The organism is Pseudanabaena sp. FACHB-2040 (genome assembly GCF_014696715.1).
Classification (GTDB): domain Bacteria; phylum Cyanobacteriota; class Cyanobacteriia; order Phormidesmidales; family Phormidesmidaceae; genus JACVSF01.
Map to the genome: position 1 here is coordinate 1 of NZ_JACJQO010000030.1, position 15461 is coordinate 15461.

15 protein-coding genes and 1 pseudogene are annotated in these 15461 nt (G+C 53.7%); 8 read left to right on the forward strand and 8 right to left on the reverse strand.

Annotated elements, in window-relative coordinates; genetic code table 11:
* Positions 1–148 precede the first annotated feature (148 nt).
* On the forward strand, positions 149–340 hold the full coding sequence (locus tag H6G13_RS26440; protein WP_190488549.1) for a DUF2949 domain-containing protein: 192 nt from the start codon (positions 149–151) through the stop codon (positions 338–340).
* 250 nt (positions 341–590) lie between these two features.
* Here H6G13_RS26440 and H6G13_RS26445 read toward each other — a convergent pair whose 3' ends face one another.
* The 3 genes and pseudogenes from H6G13_RS26445 to H6G13_RS26455 all read right to left on the reverse strand — a co-directional run bounded on the left by H6G13_RS26445 (position 591) and on the right by H6G13_RS26455 (position 2110).
* Positions 591–1070 (reverse strand): hypothetical protein, encoded by a 480-nt coding sequence (locus H6G13_RS26445; RefSeq protein WP_190488550.1) that lies wholly within the window; start codon positions 1068–1070, stop codon positions 591–593.
* Positions 1057–1247 (reverse strand): annotated as a pseudogene (locus H6G13_RS26450) (nuclease-related domain-containing protein); the annotation flags it as partial. The gene H6G13_RS26445 and the pseudogene H6G13_RS26450, both read right to left, overlap by 14 nt.
* A gap of 119 nt (positions 1248–1366) precedes the next feature.
* The gene (locus tag H6G13_RS26455) at positions 1367–2110 is read right to left on the reverse strand and encodes a helix-turn-helix transcriptional regulator (RefSeq protein WP_190488552.1); all 744 of its coding nucleotides are present in this window, start codon (positions 2108–2110) and stop codon (positions 1367–1369) included.
* A 278-nt stretch (positions 2111–2388) separates the two neighbouring features.
* Between H6G13_RS26455 and H6G13_RS26460 the strand changes: the two genes are divergently transcribed.
* Positions 2389–3111 carry a ParA family protein gene (locus tag H6G13_RS26460; RefSeq protein WP_190488553.1) on the forward strand — a complete coding sequence of 241 codons (723 nt, stop codon included), beginning with the start codon at positions 2389–2391 and terminating at the stop codon, positions 3109–3111.
* Positions 3108–3551, forward strand: a complete 444-nt coding sequence (locus tag H6G13_RS26465) for a hypothetical protein (protein WP_190488554.1) — start codon at positions 3108–3110, stop codon at positions 3549–3551. Before H6G13_RS26460 ends, H6G13_RS26465 begins: the two co-directional genes overlap by 4 nt.
* Positions 3552–3685: 134 nt before the next feature.
* Here the strand turns inward: H6G13_RS26465 and H6G13_RS26470 are convergent, their stop codons facing one another.
* From H6G13_RS26470 to H6G13_RS26480, 3 genes are all read right to left on the reverse strand, one after another.
* Positions 3686–6901 (reverse strand): plasmid replication protein, CyRepA1 family, encoded by a 3216-nt coding sequence (locus tag H6G13_RS26470; protein ID WP_190488555.1) that lies wholly within the window; start codon positions 6899–6901, stop codon positions 3686–3688.
* Between the two features lie 415 nt (positions 6902–7316).
* Positions 7317–7661, reverse strand: coding sequence for a hypothetical protein (locus H6G13_RS26475; RefSeq protein ID WP_190488556.1), 345 nt, complete (start codon positions 7659–7661; stop codon positions 7317–7319).
* A 12-nt stretch (positions 7662–7673) separates the two neighbouring features.
* The gene (locus H6G13_RS26480) at positions 7674–8156 is read right to left on the reverse strand and encodes a hypothetical protein (RefSeq protein ID WP_190488557.1); all 483 of its coding nucleotides are present in this window, start codon (positions 8154–8156) and stop codon (positions 7674–7676) included.
* 253 nt (positions 8157–8409) lie between these two features.
* Here H6G13_RS26480 and H6G13_RS26485 point away from each other — a divergent pair, with 253 nt between their 5' ends.
* The 5 genes from H6G13_RS26485 to H6G13_RS26505 all read left to right on the forward strand — a co-directional run bounded on the left by H6G13_RS26485 (position 8410) and on the right by H6G13_RS26505 (position 11588).
* Complete coding sequence (locus H6G13_RS26485) at positions 8410–8970, forward strand: hypothetical protein (RefSeq protein WP_190488559.1); 561 nt, start codon at positions 8410–8412, stop codon at positions 8968–8970.
* A gap of 51 nt (positions 8971–9021) precedes the next feature.
* Entirely contained in the window at positions 9022–9207 is a 186-nt protein-coding gene (locus tag H6G13_RS26490; RefSeq protein ID WP_190488561.1) for a hypothetical protein, read from the forward strand.
* 74 nt (positions 9208–9281) lie between these two features.
* Positions 9282–9764 carry a hypothetical protein gene (locus tag H6G13_RS26495; RefSeq protein WP_190488562.1) on the forward strand — a complete coding sequence of 161 codons (483 nt, stop codon included), beginning with the start codon at positions 9282–9284 and terminating at the stop codon, positions 9762–9764.
* A gap of 33 nt (positions 9765–9797) precedes the next feature.
* A complete protein-coding gene (locus H6G13_RS26500; protein ID WP_190488563.1) occupies positions 9798–10514 on the forward strand; it encodes a hypothetical protein in 717 nt (238 codons plus the stop codon).
* Positions 10515–10580: 66 nt separating this feature from the next.
* Positions 10581–11588 carry a hypothetical protein gene (locus tag H6G13_RS26505; RefSeq protein WP_190488564.1) on the forward strand — a complete coding sequence of 336 codons (1008 nt, stop codon included), beginning with the start codon at positions 10581–10583 and terminating at the stop codon, positions 11586–11588.
* A gap of 774 nt (positions 11589–12362) precedes the next feature.
* Here the strand turns inward: H6G13_RS26505 and H6G13_RS26510 are convergent.
* Both H6G13_RS26510 and H6G13_RS26515 read right to left on the reverse strand, forming a co-directional pair.
* Positions 12363–13667, reverse strand: a complete 1305-nt coding sequence (locus tag H6G13_RS26510) for a hypothetical protein (RefSeq protein WP_190488565.1) — start codon at positions 13665–13667, stop codon at positions 12363–12365.
* Positions 13668–13707: 40 nt separating this feature from the next.
* On the reverse strand, positions 13708–15447 hold the full coding sequence (locus H6G13_RS26515; protein ID WP_190488566.1) for a site-specific integrase: 1740 nt from the start codon (positions 15445–15447) through the stop codon (positions 13708–13710).
* Positions 15448–15461 lie beyond the last annotated feature (14 nt).

Sequence of the window (15461 nt, forward strand, 5' to 3'; positions counted from 1 at the left end):
GCCTCAACTCAAAAGGCTAACGTTGTCATTTTCTACTGGCTACTTCTGCTGGAATGCCTGCATAGCCTCACGCCTAGCTTTACAAATTGAATCTCGTTGCGCATCTCGTGGGCTGATGTACTAATTGTCGTCCCCCTGCCATCAGATCATGCCCGCCTCAAAACTCAACCGACTCATTGAATACCTGCGCGAGACGCTGGCAGTGCCGGCGGAGGGGATCTCATTGGGACTACGGCAAGCGGGCCAGACGACTAACTTGCTGCCGATGGTGCTGTGGCAGTACGGGCTGATCAACACGCAGCAGCTTAACCAAGTCTTTGACTGGATGGAAGGAGCGTAAGCTAGCGCACCTCAAAGTCACGAGGCCGCTGCTCGATAAGGAGTCGTTCTACCTTCAGAGGGTGAAATCCTCTTGCTTCAAGAAAAATCGTTCTCGTTTGAGCGGCCACTCGTTGCCCCTACGTCCTACGTCGGTTCTCACCCTTCTTTTCCTTCATCTTCGTTCGTGGCCTTAGAGAACCAGTTCATACCTTCACTGCTGGCCTATGGTTTACCTGCTCCAGGCGTGCGATCTCACTCAGGGGGCTACTTCATGCCTTTTTAATGGTAGCTTTAGTGGTTGGAATATTATTCATTAAGGTATAGCCCATCTTGCCAAATGCGTCTTTCTGCCAAATGCAAACGGGAAGCCAGATGACAGTCGCATAATTGTCGAACTGCTCTCCAAGATCTCTAGGCGCAATCCCCAGTTCTCTAGCCTGTTGAATAAGCGGCCGACCAAACTTGAAACTGAATCTACGCATTTCGGTCTCTTCATCTACATCATCTGAGTTAAAGAGAAGATCGTTGTATATATCAAGTAGGTTTGAGAGAAAAATTTCCAGGGGTTTGTCATACAAGAAGAAATCAGCAGTGTGCCAATATCTCACACCATTTGCTTCACGCTGATAGCGTTCCAGGTTTTCGTCAGTGGGTTCAAGCATATATTGAGAGTCCATAAGCAGAGTTGAGCATAGTAACCACTTGGGCTTGCCATCAGAAATAATCTCAACCTGGTCGGTTGACGTCATTGATCGTTTCTAGCTTCCAGTCTTTGACCTCTAAGATGAACAGGCCCCGCCCTGGATGCAGAAGGAGAAATCGGGGTGGAGGTGCTCGGGTTCCACCGGCATGTCATACCAGAGGAGATAATCGTCTTCTAGCTTCTTCTCTAAGCGCTGGGCGAGTCGTCTTGCGCCTAGAGTCATACAGGAGGCACAGACGCTGTAAGAGGGGATGAGCGTTGCCATTAATACAGAGGATGCTTGATGAACTCAGCATGCCCGTCGAGTAGGAAATAGGTGATGGGAGTGAGCGTCTTTCCGGCTTAACCAGGGATCTGCATCAACTGCTCAGCCACATACTCCTGAAAAGCCTCTAACCCTCCCTTCTTATTCCACGCTTCTTGGAAAGATTCGAAGGAGGAGAATTCGTATGGCATGCTTTTCTGAATAGAGACATCGAACCCAAGGACCTCTTTGCGATGAGGGAGCTCTGCCCAATCGATCTCTGGCTTCCACCAAACGATCTTGACATAGCGGTGAAACCACCCTCCCTCTTCATAAGGCTCGTCGTCTAGAAACTCAACAACATGGGTGACCTTGGCGTGCTGAGTAAGGACCATCAAGTCGTTGGCTGCTGGCAATTCTGCCTTTTTATGTTTGAATCCTAATGGAAGAATGGTTAACCCATTTTTTTGAATTATGGGTTCCTTACAATCAGCAATTTCATTCAGTGAAACTGCCCAGTGGTGCGGCCAGCCCTTCTCTGGAGTGACGACTTTAATCCATTTCAGACGTGACAAGTCCATCTTTAGCTCCTTGTTAAAGTTGAAGTCTGAAGCGTCAGAAAAGTCCACCCTTAAATCCAGTGACAAGATATCCTCAATTCTTTTCAGCAAATCGTAGTTAACTGTACTGGCCTCCCCTTTTTCCAGCTTGTACCAGTAAGTAGGAGTGATATCTAGGCGTCTACATATCTCCAGCAAACTATGCCTAGAGGCTTTACGCGCTGCTAGTAGCCTATCTGAAAGGTCTGGAATATTTAGCTCTTGAACTCTTCTGACTCTCATTTAGCGTTGATTCCTGAAGCACCTTAAACCTCTAACTGAGACAACTATAAACAAATAGTTTATAGTTGTCAACAACTAGTAGTTTATAGTTTGGAGTGTATCCTTGAACTTGGATTTGCGATCGCAACGTCACCTTTCTCCAGAACACCCCAGCCAGTAGTCAGCAGAATTTCTCGATAACTGTTAATTCTATAAAGGTATTAAACCTTTATAGAATTAACAGTTATTTTTAGAAGACCTTAATCGTTGTATGGTTCATCCATTCGTGCGGGGTAGCCATGCTGAAAATTGCGATATGGAATTTGAAGGGTGGAACCGGGAAAAGCTGCACCACTCAAAACTTAGGGGCAGAACTTGCGGCTGCAAAGCTGAAGACAGCGCTGGTAGACCTTGACGGTCAGAGAACCCTTAGCTTCAGCCTCGGTATGGATGGGGCAGAACCGACCGTTTTGGATTGGTTACAGGGCAAAGCTGAACCGTTACCAACAGATCTTAAGAACTTGGCCCTAGTTCCCGGTGACATTGGCATGTTTCAGCTATCAGCTGATAAAGACTTAATAGCATCATCTCTTAAAGGTTTAATAGGTTTTGATGTTTGTTTAATGGACTGCCCACCTAGCCTAGGACTGGCGTCGGTACAAGCAGTTCTGAACGCTGATAGGGTACTCATGCCCACTTTGACTGAGCCAGCCTCACTCAAAGGCATCTCTGAGGCCGTTCAACTCATCCGTAACGAGCGTCCTGATATTCCCATCGAAGTTCTAAGGACACGGTACAAGTCGCGCCTAGTACTGAGCAGGGAGGCCGATGATTTACTCATAGAGGGAGCCGAAGATTTTGGGTACCGGCTGCTGCACACCACCATTCCAGAGAACATCGCGATCGCCGAGTCTGTAGCCCAGCAAGTACCAGTTAAGGAATACGACGGCAAATCTATCGGGGCTAATGCCTATAAATCGTTGGCCAGAGAAGTCAAAAAGATTTGGGGGTTAGGAAAATGAGCACAAAACCGAGACTCGGTGGCATGAAGCTAGGGCAATTTGGGGGAGTGCGATCGCAGTCTGCCCAAGAGGAGGGACAGGAAACCCAGCCAGCAGCAGAGCCAAAGCTAGAGGAGAGGCAGGAGATTCTCCCGCCGCCAATCGAGCCAGTAACACCTGCCGCAGCGGTGGCAACACCAGTGAAGCCAAAGGCAAAGGCTAAGCATAAGCCCCCAGACAAGCTAACCAACGTGAACATCAAGATTAACCGGAATCAGCAACGGTGGCTTCAAGATACGGCTCAGCAGATTAGGGACAACAACAGCAAGCCTGTACCTCCGGATCAGCGTGTCTACCCACAACACTTAATAGGGATTGCGATCGACCTGCTAAAAGCTCAAGACGTTGATTGGTCCGAAGTGCGCAATGCCGATGAGTTGCGAAATAGGTTAAATATTTAAAGGTATTAAACCTTTAAACTATTGTCATTGTTGTTGCCGCAGTTTGTCACGTTCTAGAAAGGCACAACCAGGCAAACTGTTACAGTTACTGCCAGAGGAACCGCCGCCACCGGTGCTTTTCTCAATCCGTTCAACTACATCACCGGAGCGACCTGCACCGTTCTCGCTAGCTCTGGCAAACTCGACCCAGAAGCCTCCCATGCCTTCCGCAGCGGACACAACATGGCACGGGGTTGAGCCACCTTGTTCACCTGCCCTGCTGATTCCACCAACCTTTCGTTGGGGGGCTCTGTTTGAGTCGTGTCCATGATTTGATCAGGGATCTCAGAGTCCTTATTACAAATCGTGGACACCGAGCCGGAAAACTTACGGCGCAATGCTTCTAGCAGTTTGACTCTAGTGGGATTTTGAGCGTCCTCAATACTCCAAAGCCGATTCCTCGATTGGGAGCGCTTACCGGGGCGAGCCGTGGCCACCGCCTTGAGCCCGAGCTTGCGAATCAGCTTGTTGGCAATCTCACAAGGGGTTTGCTCCGGCTTAACCTGCAGCTTCAGCCAGTAGTAGATTTCTTTTGCCCAGTAGAGCGCTGCCTTCTTGACGGCGATCGCTCTCGCATCGACGTTGCTCCATGAGGATCCATCGAGCAACGCCAGAACTCCCGTTTTGGCAATTAGGGTGGCCTTGATAAAGTTCTTCGGCAGCCGGTGGGGAGCCCTGATAGAGGCAGAGAGCACATTCGTGGCTGCCTGCCGGTCTTGCTCCTTAGCTGCATTGAGGTTCTCGGCGCGGGCCTGCATCAAAACGCCGCGTCGCATTGCGCCAAAGTCCTTAGTCAGGGCCTGGTAGACATCCTCGGGATCATCAAAGGTGACACCTGGGAACTCATCACGCCAGAGCACTTTATGGGCCATCATGCGCACGTCGTAGCTCGTGTCGTTGCCACCCAGGGCTTTGAATGCCCACTCGACATCCTGCTGGTCACTAGGCTGAAGCGCCGCGATTTCTTCGGCGTCAGAGCGCCACAGCTGCTCATCGATGGCTTTCCATAAGTCACAGGCCCTCTGGTCCTTGAGCACCTGCACAGTACGCACGGTGTGGCCGTCTGCCTCTAGCCTGGCAGCTAGGGCCTGCTGAGCAATCGACTTCTGCGCGCCGGTGACCGTTTTTGCGGCTGCCAGGTAATCAAGCACCGCGCTCTCAATGGTCAGCAGATGCTCTGATCTCTCACCACCTTGGGTCAGTTCCTGCAGGCCAAATACCCCAGAGATGCCCTCCAGGTTAGCCATCAGCCGCCGCTTAACTGCGCGGGGATTGGCCAGGCCTTCGTCGCCACCAGCCAGGATAAAGGGTGGGCAGAAAATGAACCGGGGCACTGAGGGCCGAAAGCGCCCCAGCATCTGCAGGTGAGTATCGGTACCAAGTGTGGGGAAGTAGGCCCACACCTGGCTGAAATAAGCATCCTCGGTCAATATGCCCCCTTGAATGCTGACCCCTGATTTTGCCGACGGCGAGAGAATCAGCACATCTGGCCTATGAACCTGCAGCCACTCGTCAGGGGCCTCGAAGAAGCTGTTGAACGCGCCCTGCTCATTAGTTTCGGAATCAACCCGCACCACCTTTTTGTGGGCGTGCTCTTTAGAGATCGCCGCCTGCAACCGCCGCCCTTCCCGCTGCGAGCTGGTAACAAACAGGATGAGTTCACCCCGGGCGATGCTGGCCAGCACCTGAGCCCGGAACCCGCTCGCCTGGCCAGAAAACAGAGTGCACTCCCAGGGGATGCCCTGCTTGCGATGCCGGAAGACGCGCACCTGCTGAGCGCCAGAGAGGGCCTGGACAAACTTCACGGCGCGATCAGGAATGCCCGCTTCAGACAACACAATGGCACCGGTGGCGATCGCATGTTGAGCTGCAGCGGATAGACGTTCCAAAATATCGGCGTAGCGCTGGCCGAGCGTATCGCCCTGAGCCGTGTGCTCAACGACCTGATTCGCCTCATCTAGCACTAACAGTACAGGCTTTGACCAGAACCAGTCAGGGATGCGGTGCAGCGAGTCTGGGCACATCACGACGCCACCGTCATGGCTAACGGAGGCCCACAGTGCCTGCTGCTCTTCTGGCTTGGTGCCGAAGTGGTGGATGTGGGGCAGGCCCCAGTCTTTGGCAGTCTGCTGGCCCAGCGAGTTCAAAGGTGAAAGCACCAGCACCCTCCATCCGCGCGAGATCGCAGCTTTGACCCAGTCCTTGCCGATGCGCGTAGTCTTGCCAGAGTTGACTGGGGCATCGAGCACGTGGATTGCACCCTGCTGCAGCTCTGGCAGCGCCGGCATATACTCACCTTCTGTTTCCCGCTCAATGGGAAAGGATAGGCTGTTGTGCCGCCGAATAGTTGCGATCGCAGCGGCTACCTGGCCCTGACGTTTGTAGTCGTTGAGCGTGGGGCAATCCCTGATCAGCTCGTCAAACCAGGATTGGGCTTCATTTCCTTTGGCGTAGAGCACATCATCAACGCCCTTGCCTTGTTCGTAGTCCCACATCGGGGCAAACACCTTACATCCGTGTTGCTCCAGTACAGAGCCCAGCCGCAGCACCTGCCGGCGGATGTCATGGATCACCTGGGGGCGCTCATCCGCATCGAAAACGATGTAGAGCGCTCTGCCCTGACTGGCAAAATGGGCGACGACCTGGTGCAGCTCGTCGCTGCCTTTGAGGTGCCACTGGGTAATGCCTCGCAGTGCGACCGCGGGCACGCCGTGGGCCATCAGGGCCAGCGCCTTTTTGAGGCCCTCAGTAATGGCCACTGGCAAGTCGCACCGCCAGACCACGTCCCAAAAGCCTTCACCTTCCTGCGGTCGCACACCGTAGCGGGCATAGATAGTCTGAGCCGTCTCCTCATCAACAAAGGGCAGCAGCGGCAGTGCTGGCAGCCTGGCTGGGGTTTCATACTTGATGACCCGTAGCTTGCCGTCTCGGGGCTCCTGCCGGGGTTCAATGGGCTTGAAGTAGGGTACCTCCGCTGACTCACCATCTAAAGTGCAACCGTAGGCGATCCAACCGCCAGCAGCTGCAAAGCGGTAATGCTCCAGAATGCGAGCAGCTGGGCGGGTGATGTACTCAGTGACCTTCTGTACGGTCGCGATCTTGTGCTCTGCCAGGGCTTGAACTGCTGCGTCTCCGTCAATCCAAGAGACGTTGGCCTCAGTTAGAGAATCTGGAACTGCGCTTTTGCGGAAGTCTTGAAGCAGCCAGGAAGGCTCGCTTTGGGTCTTGAATGCTTTGGGGATGGAGCTGCTCTTAGTGCCAACAAACTCGTCTCTAAAGCACTTCCTATTAGGGGAAGAAATTAATTTCATTTCCAAGTTAGGGGCTACCGCCCCTGGTTTATTTGTACGGGGGCATCGTTCCCGCAACGAGATTTCAAGGCTTTTCTGCTCAGCTAGCTTGGCTAAGCGACCATAGAACAGCTGTCCCCATTGCAGAAGTGGATCTGCTGGGGTAGGATGTGAGCAGAAAATTTAAAAAACGAATCCCTCCCGCGTTGCGGGTGTGGTTGTCAGCAGGGCGTTAGCTTACTTTCTTGGCGGAGAGGGCTAACGTTTTTGCTTTGTATGGGGGGTATTCGCTTCAGATCTAGCTCTCAGTAACTCATCACCTCCTTGTATTGCGCTAATTGGACAAACTTTAGGTCATATCATCTGGGCGATCAAGACTAGCCTTGCATTAAGTGCCAGCTTGCTCATGGATTAACCCTGAATCTTGCGGCAGCCACTAGGCTCCCACTCCAGTAACCACGGTGCTTTGGCTCAACGCCCCCTCGATCGCTTGCCCTAACTCAGCCAAAGTCCGCTCTTTAGTAAAGTCAGCAGCAGACCTCGCAGCCTCAGCTAGGATGACAGGCGTGGTAGGCAGAAGTTTTGGGGCCGAGATCAGGTAGCCAAGTGATTTGCAGTAGTTGTCTGCCAAGTTGACAGCTGCTAGATACCTGATTGTCTTCTCATCACCATCTTTGAAAGCTTTGAGTGCTTCGGCATGGAGCCCAGATGTTGGATCCCCGAGCACCTTCAGGATTGCGTCAATAGCTTGCTGTACGGATTCTGCAGTTAGCTCTGGCATTAGTCTGAACTCCTAAACTCTGAATCTACAAGCTTTATCTGCCGCAATTTGAGGCAGATAGTTTTTCTCCCAGTAGCCGGAATCTTCAAAGTGGTAGCGAACAATTCTCGACACCACTTGAGTCAGCGGCCCTGTATCCACGATTCGGCAAACCTTGAGCAGGCAATAGTTGTAGCTGCTCAAGCTAATCGTGTTGTATTTTTGCCTAAACTCTGGACCTGTTGGCACTGGCTCTACGGGGTCGAGTGGTGCTGGCCCAAAACCAGGGCGGCCGGCAACATATCTAGCCAAATCATCTTCTGACCCATCCCGGAGAACTTTGTAATAGTCCTCTTCGGGCATTCCCCTGGCAGCGGCATCTTTAAGCGCGGCTTCAATATAGAAATCCTTGTGCTTGGCAAAAAAGCCGTGTATCACCTGCTGGGCTAATGACCGATAGGCCCACCCTAAAGACTCAGAAGCGGCATTGAAGCGCTCCATTGTTATAGGGGTCATGTAGATGAAGTTGATCCTTATCGTCGCTGGCATGTCATGTTTGTGCGCCTTATGCAACCAATTTTGTCATAGCTGAACACTTTTAGATCTAACACCATAAATTTAGCATTCAATCCATTTTTTTGTATACACTGGCATTATGTGAGCAACGCCCCAACGCCAGCCCGTAACTTGGTTCAACGAACTTCAACGGCTGGCAACGGGCAAAAAGGCTTCAAAACCAGTTACCGCAATAGTTGCAAAGGTGTTGCAGATGAATATTTCTCTTGGAGAATTTGAGCGCCGTCACGGCATCAACAAAGGCACTGTGAGCAAAAAAGCCCGCGAGCTAGGCTTTGATACCACAAGTGGTCTATCCCCTGAAGCCTATAAATCGCTAAAGCAAGCCCTAAATGTGCAGGGGCCCGTTACCGTCCCCCAGGTCACGGTCGAGTCGGGTAATCACTGCACCTCTCTAGCTGTACCTGAGTTTGGCGGAATGCAAATTGACCTCACCCAATTTCGCGACAGCAGTTCTTTAGTAATCGACGACCCCCTCGCAGTCGCTCAACAGTTCTTGGCAGTCGCTGACACCGTCATCACCGCCCTCGATCAGGATGCTGCCGCCCGCGAGGCCCGCCTCCAACAAACCCGCCAAGCCCGCGAAGCGGTCACTGCCAAAGCCCAGGAAATGCAGCTGGAGCAGCGCCTATACCGGGAGCGAGCCCGTGCTGCTGATGTGGCTACCACCGCTGAATCGCAGACTCTCGCCAATGCCCTGGCTCAATTGCAGAGCCTGGGAAAGCCAGCTGCCCCTGGTGCTGGGCAGCTGTAGGCGTAGCCGCCGGGGTTGCGATCGCACTACTCACCCTCTATGGAGCCTTCGATGACACAAGCTACCTTAAGCAACCGCACCATGTGCCTGGCGCTGCGGATTCGCGAAGCTAGCGATAAACCCCTGACGCTGCGCCAAAGCATACGCCGAGCCATCTGGTTTCAAGAGCAAAGCCAGGTGCCGGCTGAAGCATACGAGGAGTTACGGCAGGAGGAACCCCAGCAACCCAATGAATAACCCCCGAAACAGTTTCTCAGGCCGATTTCGGGGGCTGCCCTTCAATCTCGCTCGACTAAAGGAACAACCCAATTATGAACCTCAAAACCCCTCACCTACTGTTTGCAGGGCTAGTTGCCCTGACCGCGATCCCCTCCCTTGGCAACCTAAAAAGCTTCTCGGGTGAAGTTGCCCGGGCCCGCGCCGAAGCAGATCGCATCGGCCAAGACATGACCGAGCTGCAGCTGGCCCAGCAGGAAGCAGAGCAAAAAGCTGCGATCGCAGATGAGCGCTACCGCACGGGAGTAGTCCCCGTCGTGGACCTGGCGACGCAGGGTCACTACGTCACCCTCTCCAAGAATCAGCCGGTGCTCGACAGCTTGACCCGCCAGCCACTGCCCGCAGGCACCGTGGTGGCCGATGCCAACGGCAACACCGGGGTCCTGGTGGATGACGACAACGACCCGACGACTCCGGCTGTGGTCCAAAAGATGGCATTCACCGGCAATCGGCAGCTGGTGCAGGATGCCCTTGCCCAATATGGGGGGGCCAGCTACGGCCTGCCTACTGCCTACTAAATCGCTTCAGACAACCCTTTTGAGGACTTCCCTATGAGATACGCACAACGCAATCGCTACACCCGCCACCCGCGCCAGGAGGAGCAGCCCAAGTCTCGCACCCGCTGGGGTAATAGTCCGCGCTCCGGCCTCATGACCGCGCGGCAGCTGCTCTACTGGCTGGCCGTCCTGGTGGCTGTTATCGTTGCCTGCTGGAACGCCACACCTTACGTCAAAGTGAGCTTCTTTGTCCTGACCGAGGTTTTCAGCCTCAACGGTATCGCCGGGTTCTTTGCCAATCGCCTGCTCGGTATGGTCAGCATCTTCACCGGGGTCATTCTCTGGGGCCTGATTCAGACCGCAGAGACCTACCCGATTCTGCTCAAGCACGACCGCAGGCTGATGCGGTTAATCGCTGCCGAGGCCGACGCTGCCGATTACCTGGAGATCCGCGATGAGGACGACCCCGCCCTGGTGCAGCTAAAGCTCTGGTATAACCACTTCCCGCTGCTCTCTATCAGAGCTGCAAACCGCGCCAGCCTGTTTGCCTACATCGTTGACACCGCTATTTGCCTAAGCGTCTTCCCGCCGGTGGAAGGGGGCTTTGGGCGTCTGGTGTTTGTCATCTTCACTGGGCAATGGAATCTCATCAGCTGGGCCAATGTGGCGCTCATTCTGGTAATGCTCTTTGTCTTTGAGCTGATGGTGCGCTTTGTCCTGTTCCTGGGGATGCAGGCCTACTACCTACGCCGCGCTCACGCTACTGCCTAACACCTAACCATCAATGCACATGGGGAGGCTCTAGCAGGCCTCCCTGCTTAGTCAAAGGGGAACTCAATGAACGGACAAATCGTAAGGTCACACCTATGGCTTGATGCTGCAGAGGATAGGGCTGAAGCAGTCCACAATCCCAAGCTCTACATCGGCGCTGGCCTTGGGGCTGCCCTGGTGCTCGGCAGCCTGCTGAACCCGATCACAGCGCTAGCCGCCCTCACCTGGGGGCTTTACTCTGCCTGGCTAGCCAATGAGGCCAACAGCGACCAGATCGAAGCGGTAGAAGATGGCATCATTGCCCACCTGCTCAATGAACGGCAGCTTCGGGAGTACATCGCCGAAGCTGGCCTTGAGCAGGTGAAGTGGGAGCTGCAGATAGCCAAAGCCCGCGAGCTACAGCTGAGTGATGCAGCCCAGGCGCTACTCAGTGGCAAAAGCCGCCTCCCCCTGGCACTGCCCCCACGCCCACAGCCGCAGGCAGAGACCGAGGCAGAGACCCAGCGCGGCAACATCGGTGCCGCTACCAGATTGGGTGCGATCTCAACTGAAGCAGAGCCCGCCACCCCGCAAGATGAGGGGCCGCAATTCGAGCGATCTCCATTTCTGCCCGAGGCATTGCAGCAGCAGATTAGAGCCGAGGCCGAGGCAGCAGCCCGCGAGCAATCGCTCAAGTCAATGATGCAGGGGATGCACTTTGCCCAGCGCATCTACCCCCGCCGGCAGCGCACTGGGGCAGCCGTGAGTGACACGCCTGAAGGCCAGATAGGACCAGCGGTCCAGGCGGTCCAGGGACCAGTCCAAGGGCATTTCTCTGGACCAGTCCAGGGAGCGGTCCAAGGAGCCGCTGAGGTTGACCCTGCCGAGGTGGCGCTGTTTGAGGAGACCGTGCAGGCCTTCACCCCATTACCCCTTGATGCCTCCGAAGGCGTCACCCAGGAGGCCATCAGGGAAGCGCTGCGATTGGGGAAGTCGCAGAACTGGATCGTTGGCAATCTGTTTGGCATTCGCAGCAAAAGCAGCCGCGATTACCAGGAAGCCGTAGAAATCATCAAGGCGATTAGAGGGGCGTAGAACCATGTCTCTGTCTAGCTTATGTCCCCACCTGCACCGGTAGGGGCTTTCTATTGCTCCGCAGTCTACCCTGTACCAGAGCGACCACCCCTAAATCGAGCCGTCCATACTTCGCCCTACGGCTCCCTCTAAGGTGCCTGCCGCTGGCCAGAAGTGCGATCTCTTCTAAATCCGAAACGCGTTTCTCTTTTTGAGCTAAGCAGCAGAAAAAATCCGCTGCCAAGGACGGCTAGCGGGGCTTACCAAAATATCAGTCAGTATCAGGATGCCCGCTCGGGTTGGGCGAAGAGCGATCGCCCCCGTCTCCGAGCTCTGGCATAGCCTTAAGAGCTAATGTCTAGCTCAGTAAAAGTGCTGCCCCTGGCAAGTTGCCAGGGGCTTTTTCTTGCCAACACGCCTCAAAACCCAAACCACCGCCATGGGATTGCCAGCACATCGTTTGTAATTCTGTTGATAGCCGCGCGAGCTGGCACCGTCTAGCCGAGCTTACGTAGGCTCTCCGCCGGGATTCGGCTGAGGCTTTGGAGTCGCTATTTTTGTGAGACACGGCGGGGATGTATGGAAGTGAGGTCCCGCCTCTCGTTTAGAGCTAGCGTTCCTCACCGTTCTGGTACAGGCATTGGGCAATAGGCTTGGCAAAGCATAGTTAGCAGATGTAAACAGAGGTGAGCCCTGCGCCGATCGCAGTTAATTGCCACCTTCTGAGCAAAGGCTGCGTTCTGCTTAGCACTGGCACAAACGACTGTACATGGCTGCCTTCTAGGCCCAGTTGCTCTATGAGTTGTTCCAGTCCTCCCGTACAAACTTCACTCGCCCGGACCGCACAAACACATTTGACTCCACAGCTTCCAAGTCGTTCCGCAAGAGATGCTGAAATAGCTCTCGCATTGCAACGACTTCACTAGGCTTAAGTGACTGAAGCAGGCTCAGAGGCAGCAAGTGTTCCAACTTCGACCGCTTACCCCAGTGATCAGGATCCGCAGCAACCATATGTTCGCCGTTCACTATACGACCGTAATGCAAAAATTTCTCTTGCTGACTTGCTAAACACCACCACTCGTCCTTCTTGGGTGGAGGCGGAGTATTCGGGGTGAAGCCTACTTCGATAGCCTTTTTGAGAAAGTCAGCAGGATACTGGACCCGCCCCTCAGCAATTGCTTCTGCCGTAGCAAAAGCAGCTGATTGCACTTGTCTCTTATCCTGCGGCTTTAGCCCCTTCAAGCACTCGTCTAGCTCTTTAAGCTTAAATGCCCGTAAGCGTGACAGAGCCTCTAGAAGAGTTGGATCAGTAACCTCAAACTGCTGGAGTTGATGTTTAATGTCCTCAAAATGATGAGCCTGCTTGGCTTGCCTGCCGCGGAAAGGTTTCTCCCTGGCAAGGTCCTCTGCTGTTGACAGAGACTGGTTACTTTGGTCATCAACGTAGCCGGGGGACAAAACAGCTGTTGAATCATGCCTGCTAACAGTGTCCCCTGTTGAGGTTTCAGGTACCGATGGAGTTGAAAAATCAAAATCCTCAGAAACAACAACCGGTTCCGATTTTTCTGAGCTACTGTTCTCTGTTGTTTTCTCTAAATTCTTCTCTGAATTCTTCTCTGTATAAGAGGACGGCGGTTCAAGGGTTTGAGGGCTGTTTTCTGGACTTTCTTGTCCTGCAGCGGACTTTTCTGTCCCCTCGGGGACTTTTTTGTCCTTACCTTGAAACTCGGGCCAGGTTCGCCTACCAGGGTGCCAGGCAATGACGCGATAGGCTCTTTTACCTGGATAAGCCCTACAAATCTCGACTAGTTCATACTCGACCAACTGATCAAGAGCTCTCCTCTTCTGGCGAAGGCTGTACGCTTTTTGGTGGTGCTTAAGCTCGATCTTATCGAGCCAGATCTCCTGCTCGCTGCCTGCTGGAAGACGGCGTATTAGCTCCCGCCAGAGCTTCTCAGCAGCTGGCATCAGGTCTAACTCATGCTCCTCAGTAATGGGAGCAAAACTTTTTCGTTTTGGGTGCATTGTTCCAAATCTTGTTTCTAGTGGTTGCTGAGGGTGGAGCCGAGGGGATGGCTCCACCCTTGGGGTCAGCGCCATAACGGTGTTTGGCGCTGACGATTGGATGAGGAAGGGGCTTCTAAGCGCTCTTCGGAAACGGATCATTTCCGGCTGGCTTGTCGGGGTCTAGATGGAGGTGCTTCGCGCGTCCCCACCAGTTCTTGACCTTCTTCGTGATCTGCCTTGACAACAGCTTCTTGTAATAGCGATTGGCTGTTTCTTTGGAATGCCCCATCGCCTCTGCTAAGGGCTCTTCCTGAGCTGGATCGCCATTGGTACGGTGATGGGTCACGGCAATATCACGAAACCGGTGAGGACCTATCCAGAGCCCTTTGCCAAAGACAGCGGAGGTTGCCCTGTACATGGCAGTGGTAACCAGGTTGTAGATACCGCAATCTCTTAGCGGTTGACCAATCGCTTCAGGGTTGGAGTTGGACCCTAAGCAACAAAAAACAAGGTTGGGATTATGAGCTTGGTCTGGGTATCGCTCGGCTGCCATCGCGGCAATCTTAGGCCGCCAAACCTGCAACCACTCATCCAGGTCCTCGGTCAAATGCTCTGGGAGAGGGTATTCCCGATCTCGGCCTGTCTTAGACCCGTGTTTGTGATCATCGGGGCCAAGCACTATCCAGTAGCCATCTTCTCGGCGAAATAAGGTGCGCTCCCACTCCAGTTCCCGAATTTCCCGTTGACGCATAGCGCAGTACAGCAGGAGTGCGCAGATCATGTACCGCTGCCAGGAGCGAGAAATGGCAATGTCTTTACGACGGCGGGTGCCATAGCGGGCACCACGTCTATTCCGATGACGGGGAGCGCAGCTGTCGCGCAACCACTCAACCGCTACTGCGATCGTCCAAAAGTCCGGGGGCATCTCCTCGGGCTTTTCGGGCTCTATCTCAGCCCGTCGCCGCAGTCGCTTCAGGATGCGGTTAATCTGAATAACCTGCTCTACTTCGTCGTAGTCTTCTGCCTTACGGTGCATCTGCTGGGCAATCTTCTTACCCGTCGTCGCCATGCGTATGGCCCAGGAGTAACCGTTAGGAGACTTGCCAGTATCCACCCAGCGCTCATTCAAGCCCCACTCTATAAACCGATTTAGAAGAACCGGTTCAGCCATTAGTTCAAAGGTCAGATCGGCCTCTGTTAGCTGCAGGCTGCTCGGGGGAGTGTGTAAGTCTTCCAGCGTTACCCCAAGAGCTTTTAAATCGCCGCCCTGGACGTTTATCAGCCAGCCAAAGTACATGGCTATGTTCTGAATATGAGCCTTGACTGTGATGGGTCTTAAGGGGGGTGTTAAGCGGTCGGGCACCTCGCGTTTCGACCAATATTCTCCAAGCTGGGCTTCTTGTCCTAAAAGGTATTCTGGCCATAGGCGGATGGGATAGGCGTACTGATTATTTTTCAGGTCCTTACCCTTGCCCCGGCGAACACCATGAAACGATGCGCCGCTGCGAGCAGGGGGAGCGTACTTCCCGCCCCACTTGCCAGCTTCCACCAGGAAGTATTCTTTTGAGGAGATGCAGCTTAGAAAGCGATTGAGGTCCGATTTGACGTTACCTGCCGTTCCGGTAGATAGGCGTCCAGCATCCACTTCCGTCTCTAAATACTGGGCCAAAATGGCTTGGCTCTCCTTGAGATCTGACAGCTTGATGGAGTCAAGGCAATCTTCAAAACAGTCTTTAATCTTGGACCTTGGAATTCCTTTCGCTTTCAAATAGTGTTTGATTGAGCTGTTGAAGTTAGCAATTCGTTTCGCCTTACCTTGGATTGAGGGATCCTCAAGGTAATCGTCATAAGCAAGCTTGAGTGTCAGTGTCATTTGTTTTTCCTTAA

Excerpts from the sequence above, each read along its gene's own strand:
- H6G13_RS26440 (WP_190488549.1), top strand. The coding sequence starts at position 149 with ATGCCCGCCTCAAAACTCAACCGACTCATTGAATACCTGCGCGAGACG.
- H6G13_RS26445 (WP_190488550.1), bottom strand. The coding sequence starts at position 1,070 with ATGACGTCAACCGACCAGGTTGAGATTATTTCTGATGGCAAGCCCAAG.
- H6G13_RS26455 (WP_190488552.1), bottom strand. The coding sequence starts at position 2,110 with ATGAGAGTCAGAAGAGTTCAAGAGCTAAATATTCCAGACCTTTCAGAT.
- H6G13_RS26460 (WP_190488553.1), top strand. The coding sequence starts at position 2,389 with ATGCTGAAAATTGCGATATGGAATTTGAAGGGTGGAACCGGGAAAAGC.
- H6G13_RS26465 (WP_190488554.1), top strand. The coding sequence starts at position 3,108 with ATGAGCACAAAACCGAGACTCGGTGGCATGAAGCTAGGGCAATTTGGG.
- H6G13_RS26470 (WP_190488555.1), bottom strand. The coding sequence starts at position 6,901 with ATGAAATTAATTTCTTCCCCTAATAGGAAGTGCTTTAGAGACGAGTTT.
- H6G13_RS26475 (WP_190488556.1), bottom strand. The coding sequence starts at position 7,661 with ATGCCAGAGCTAACTGCAGAATCCGTACAGCAAGCTATTGACGCAATC.
- H6G13_RS26480 (WP_190488557.1), bottom strand. The coding sequence starts at position 8,156 with ATGACCCCTATAACAATGGAGCGCTTCAATGCCGCTTCTGAGTCTTTA.
- H6G13_RS26485 (WP_190488559.1), top strand. The coding sequence starts at position 8,410 with ATGAATATTTCTCTTGGAGAATTTGAGCGCCGTCACGGCATCAACAAA.
- H6G13_RS26490 (WP_190488561.1), top strand. The coding sequence starts at position 9,022 with ATGACACAAGCTACCTTAAGCAACCGCACCATGTGCCTGGCGCTGCGG.
- H6G13_RS26495 (WP_190488562.1), top strand. The coding sequence starts at position 9,282 with ATGAACCTCAAAACCCCTCACCTACTGTTTGCAGGGCTAGTTGCCCTG.
- H6G13_RS26500 (WP_190488563.1), top strand. The coding sequence starts at position 9,798 with ATGAGATACGCACAACGCAATCGCTACACCCGCCACCCGCGCCAGGAG.
- H6G13_RS26505 (WP_190488564.1), top strand. The coding sequence starts at position 10,581 with ATGAACGGACAAATCGTAAGGTCACACCTATGGCTTGATGCTGCAGAG.
- H6G13_RS26510 (WP_190488565.1), bottom strand. The coding sequence starts at position 13,667 with ATGGCGCTGACCCCAAGGGTGGAGCCATCCCCTCGGCTCCACCCTCAG.
- H6G13_RS26515 (WP_190488566.1), bottom strand. The coding sequence starts at position 15,447 with ATGACACTGACACTCAAGCTTGCTTATGACGATTACCTTGAGGATCCC.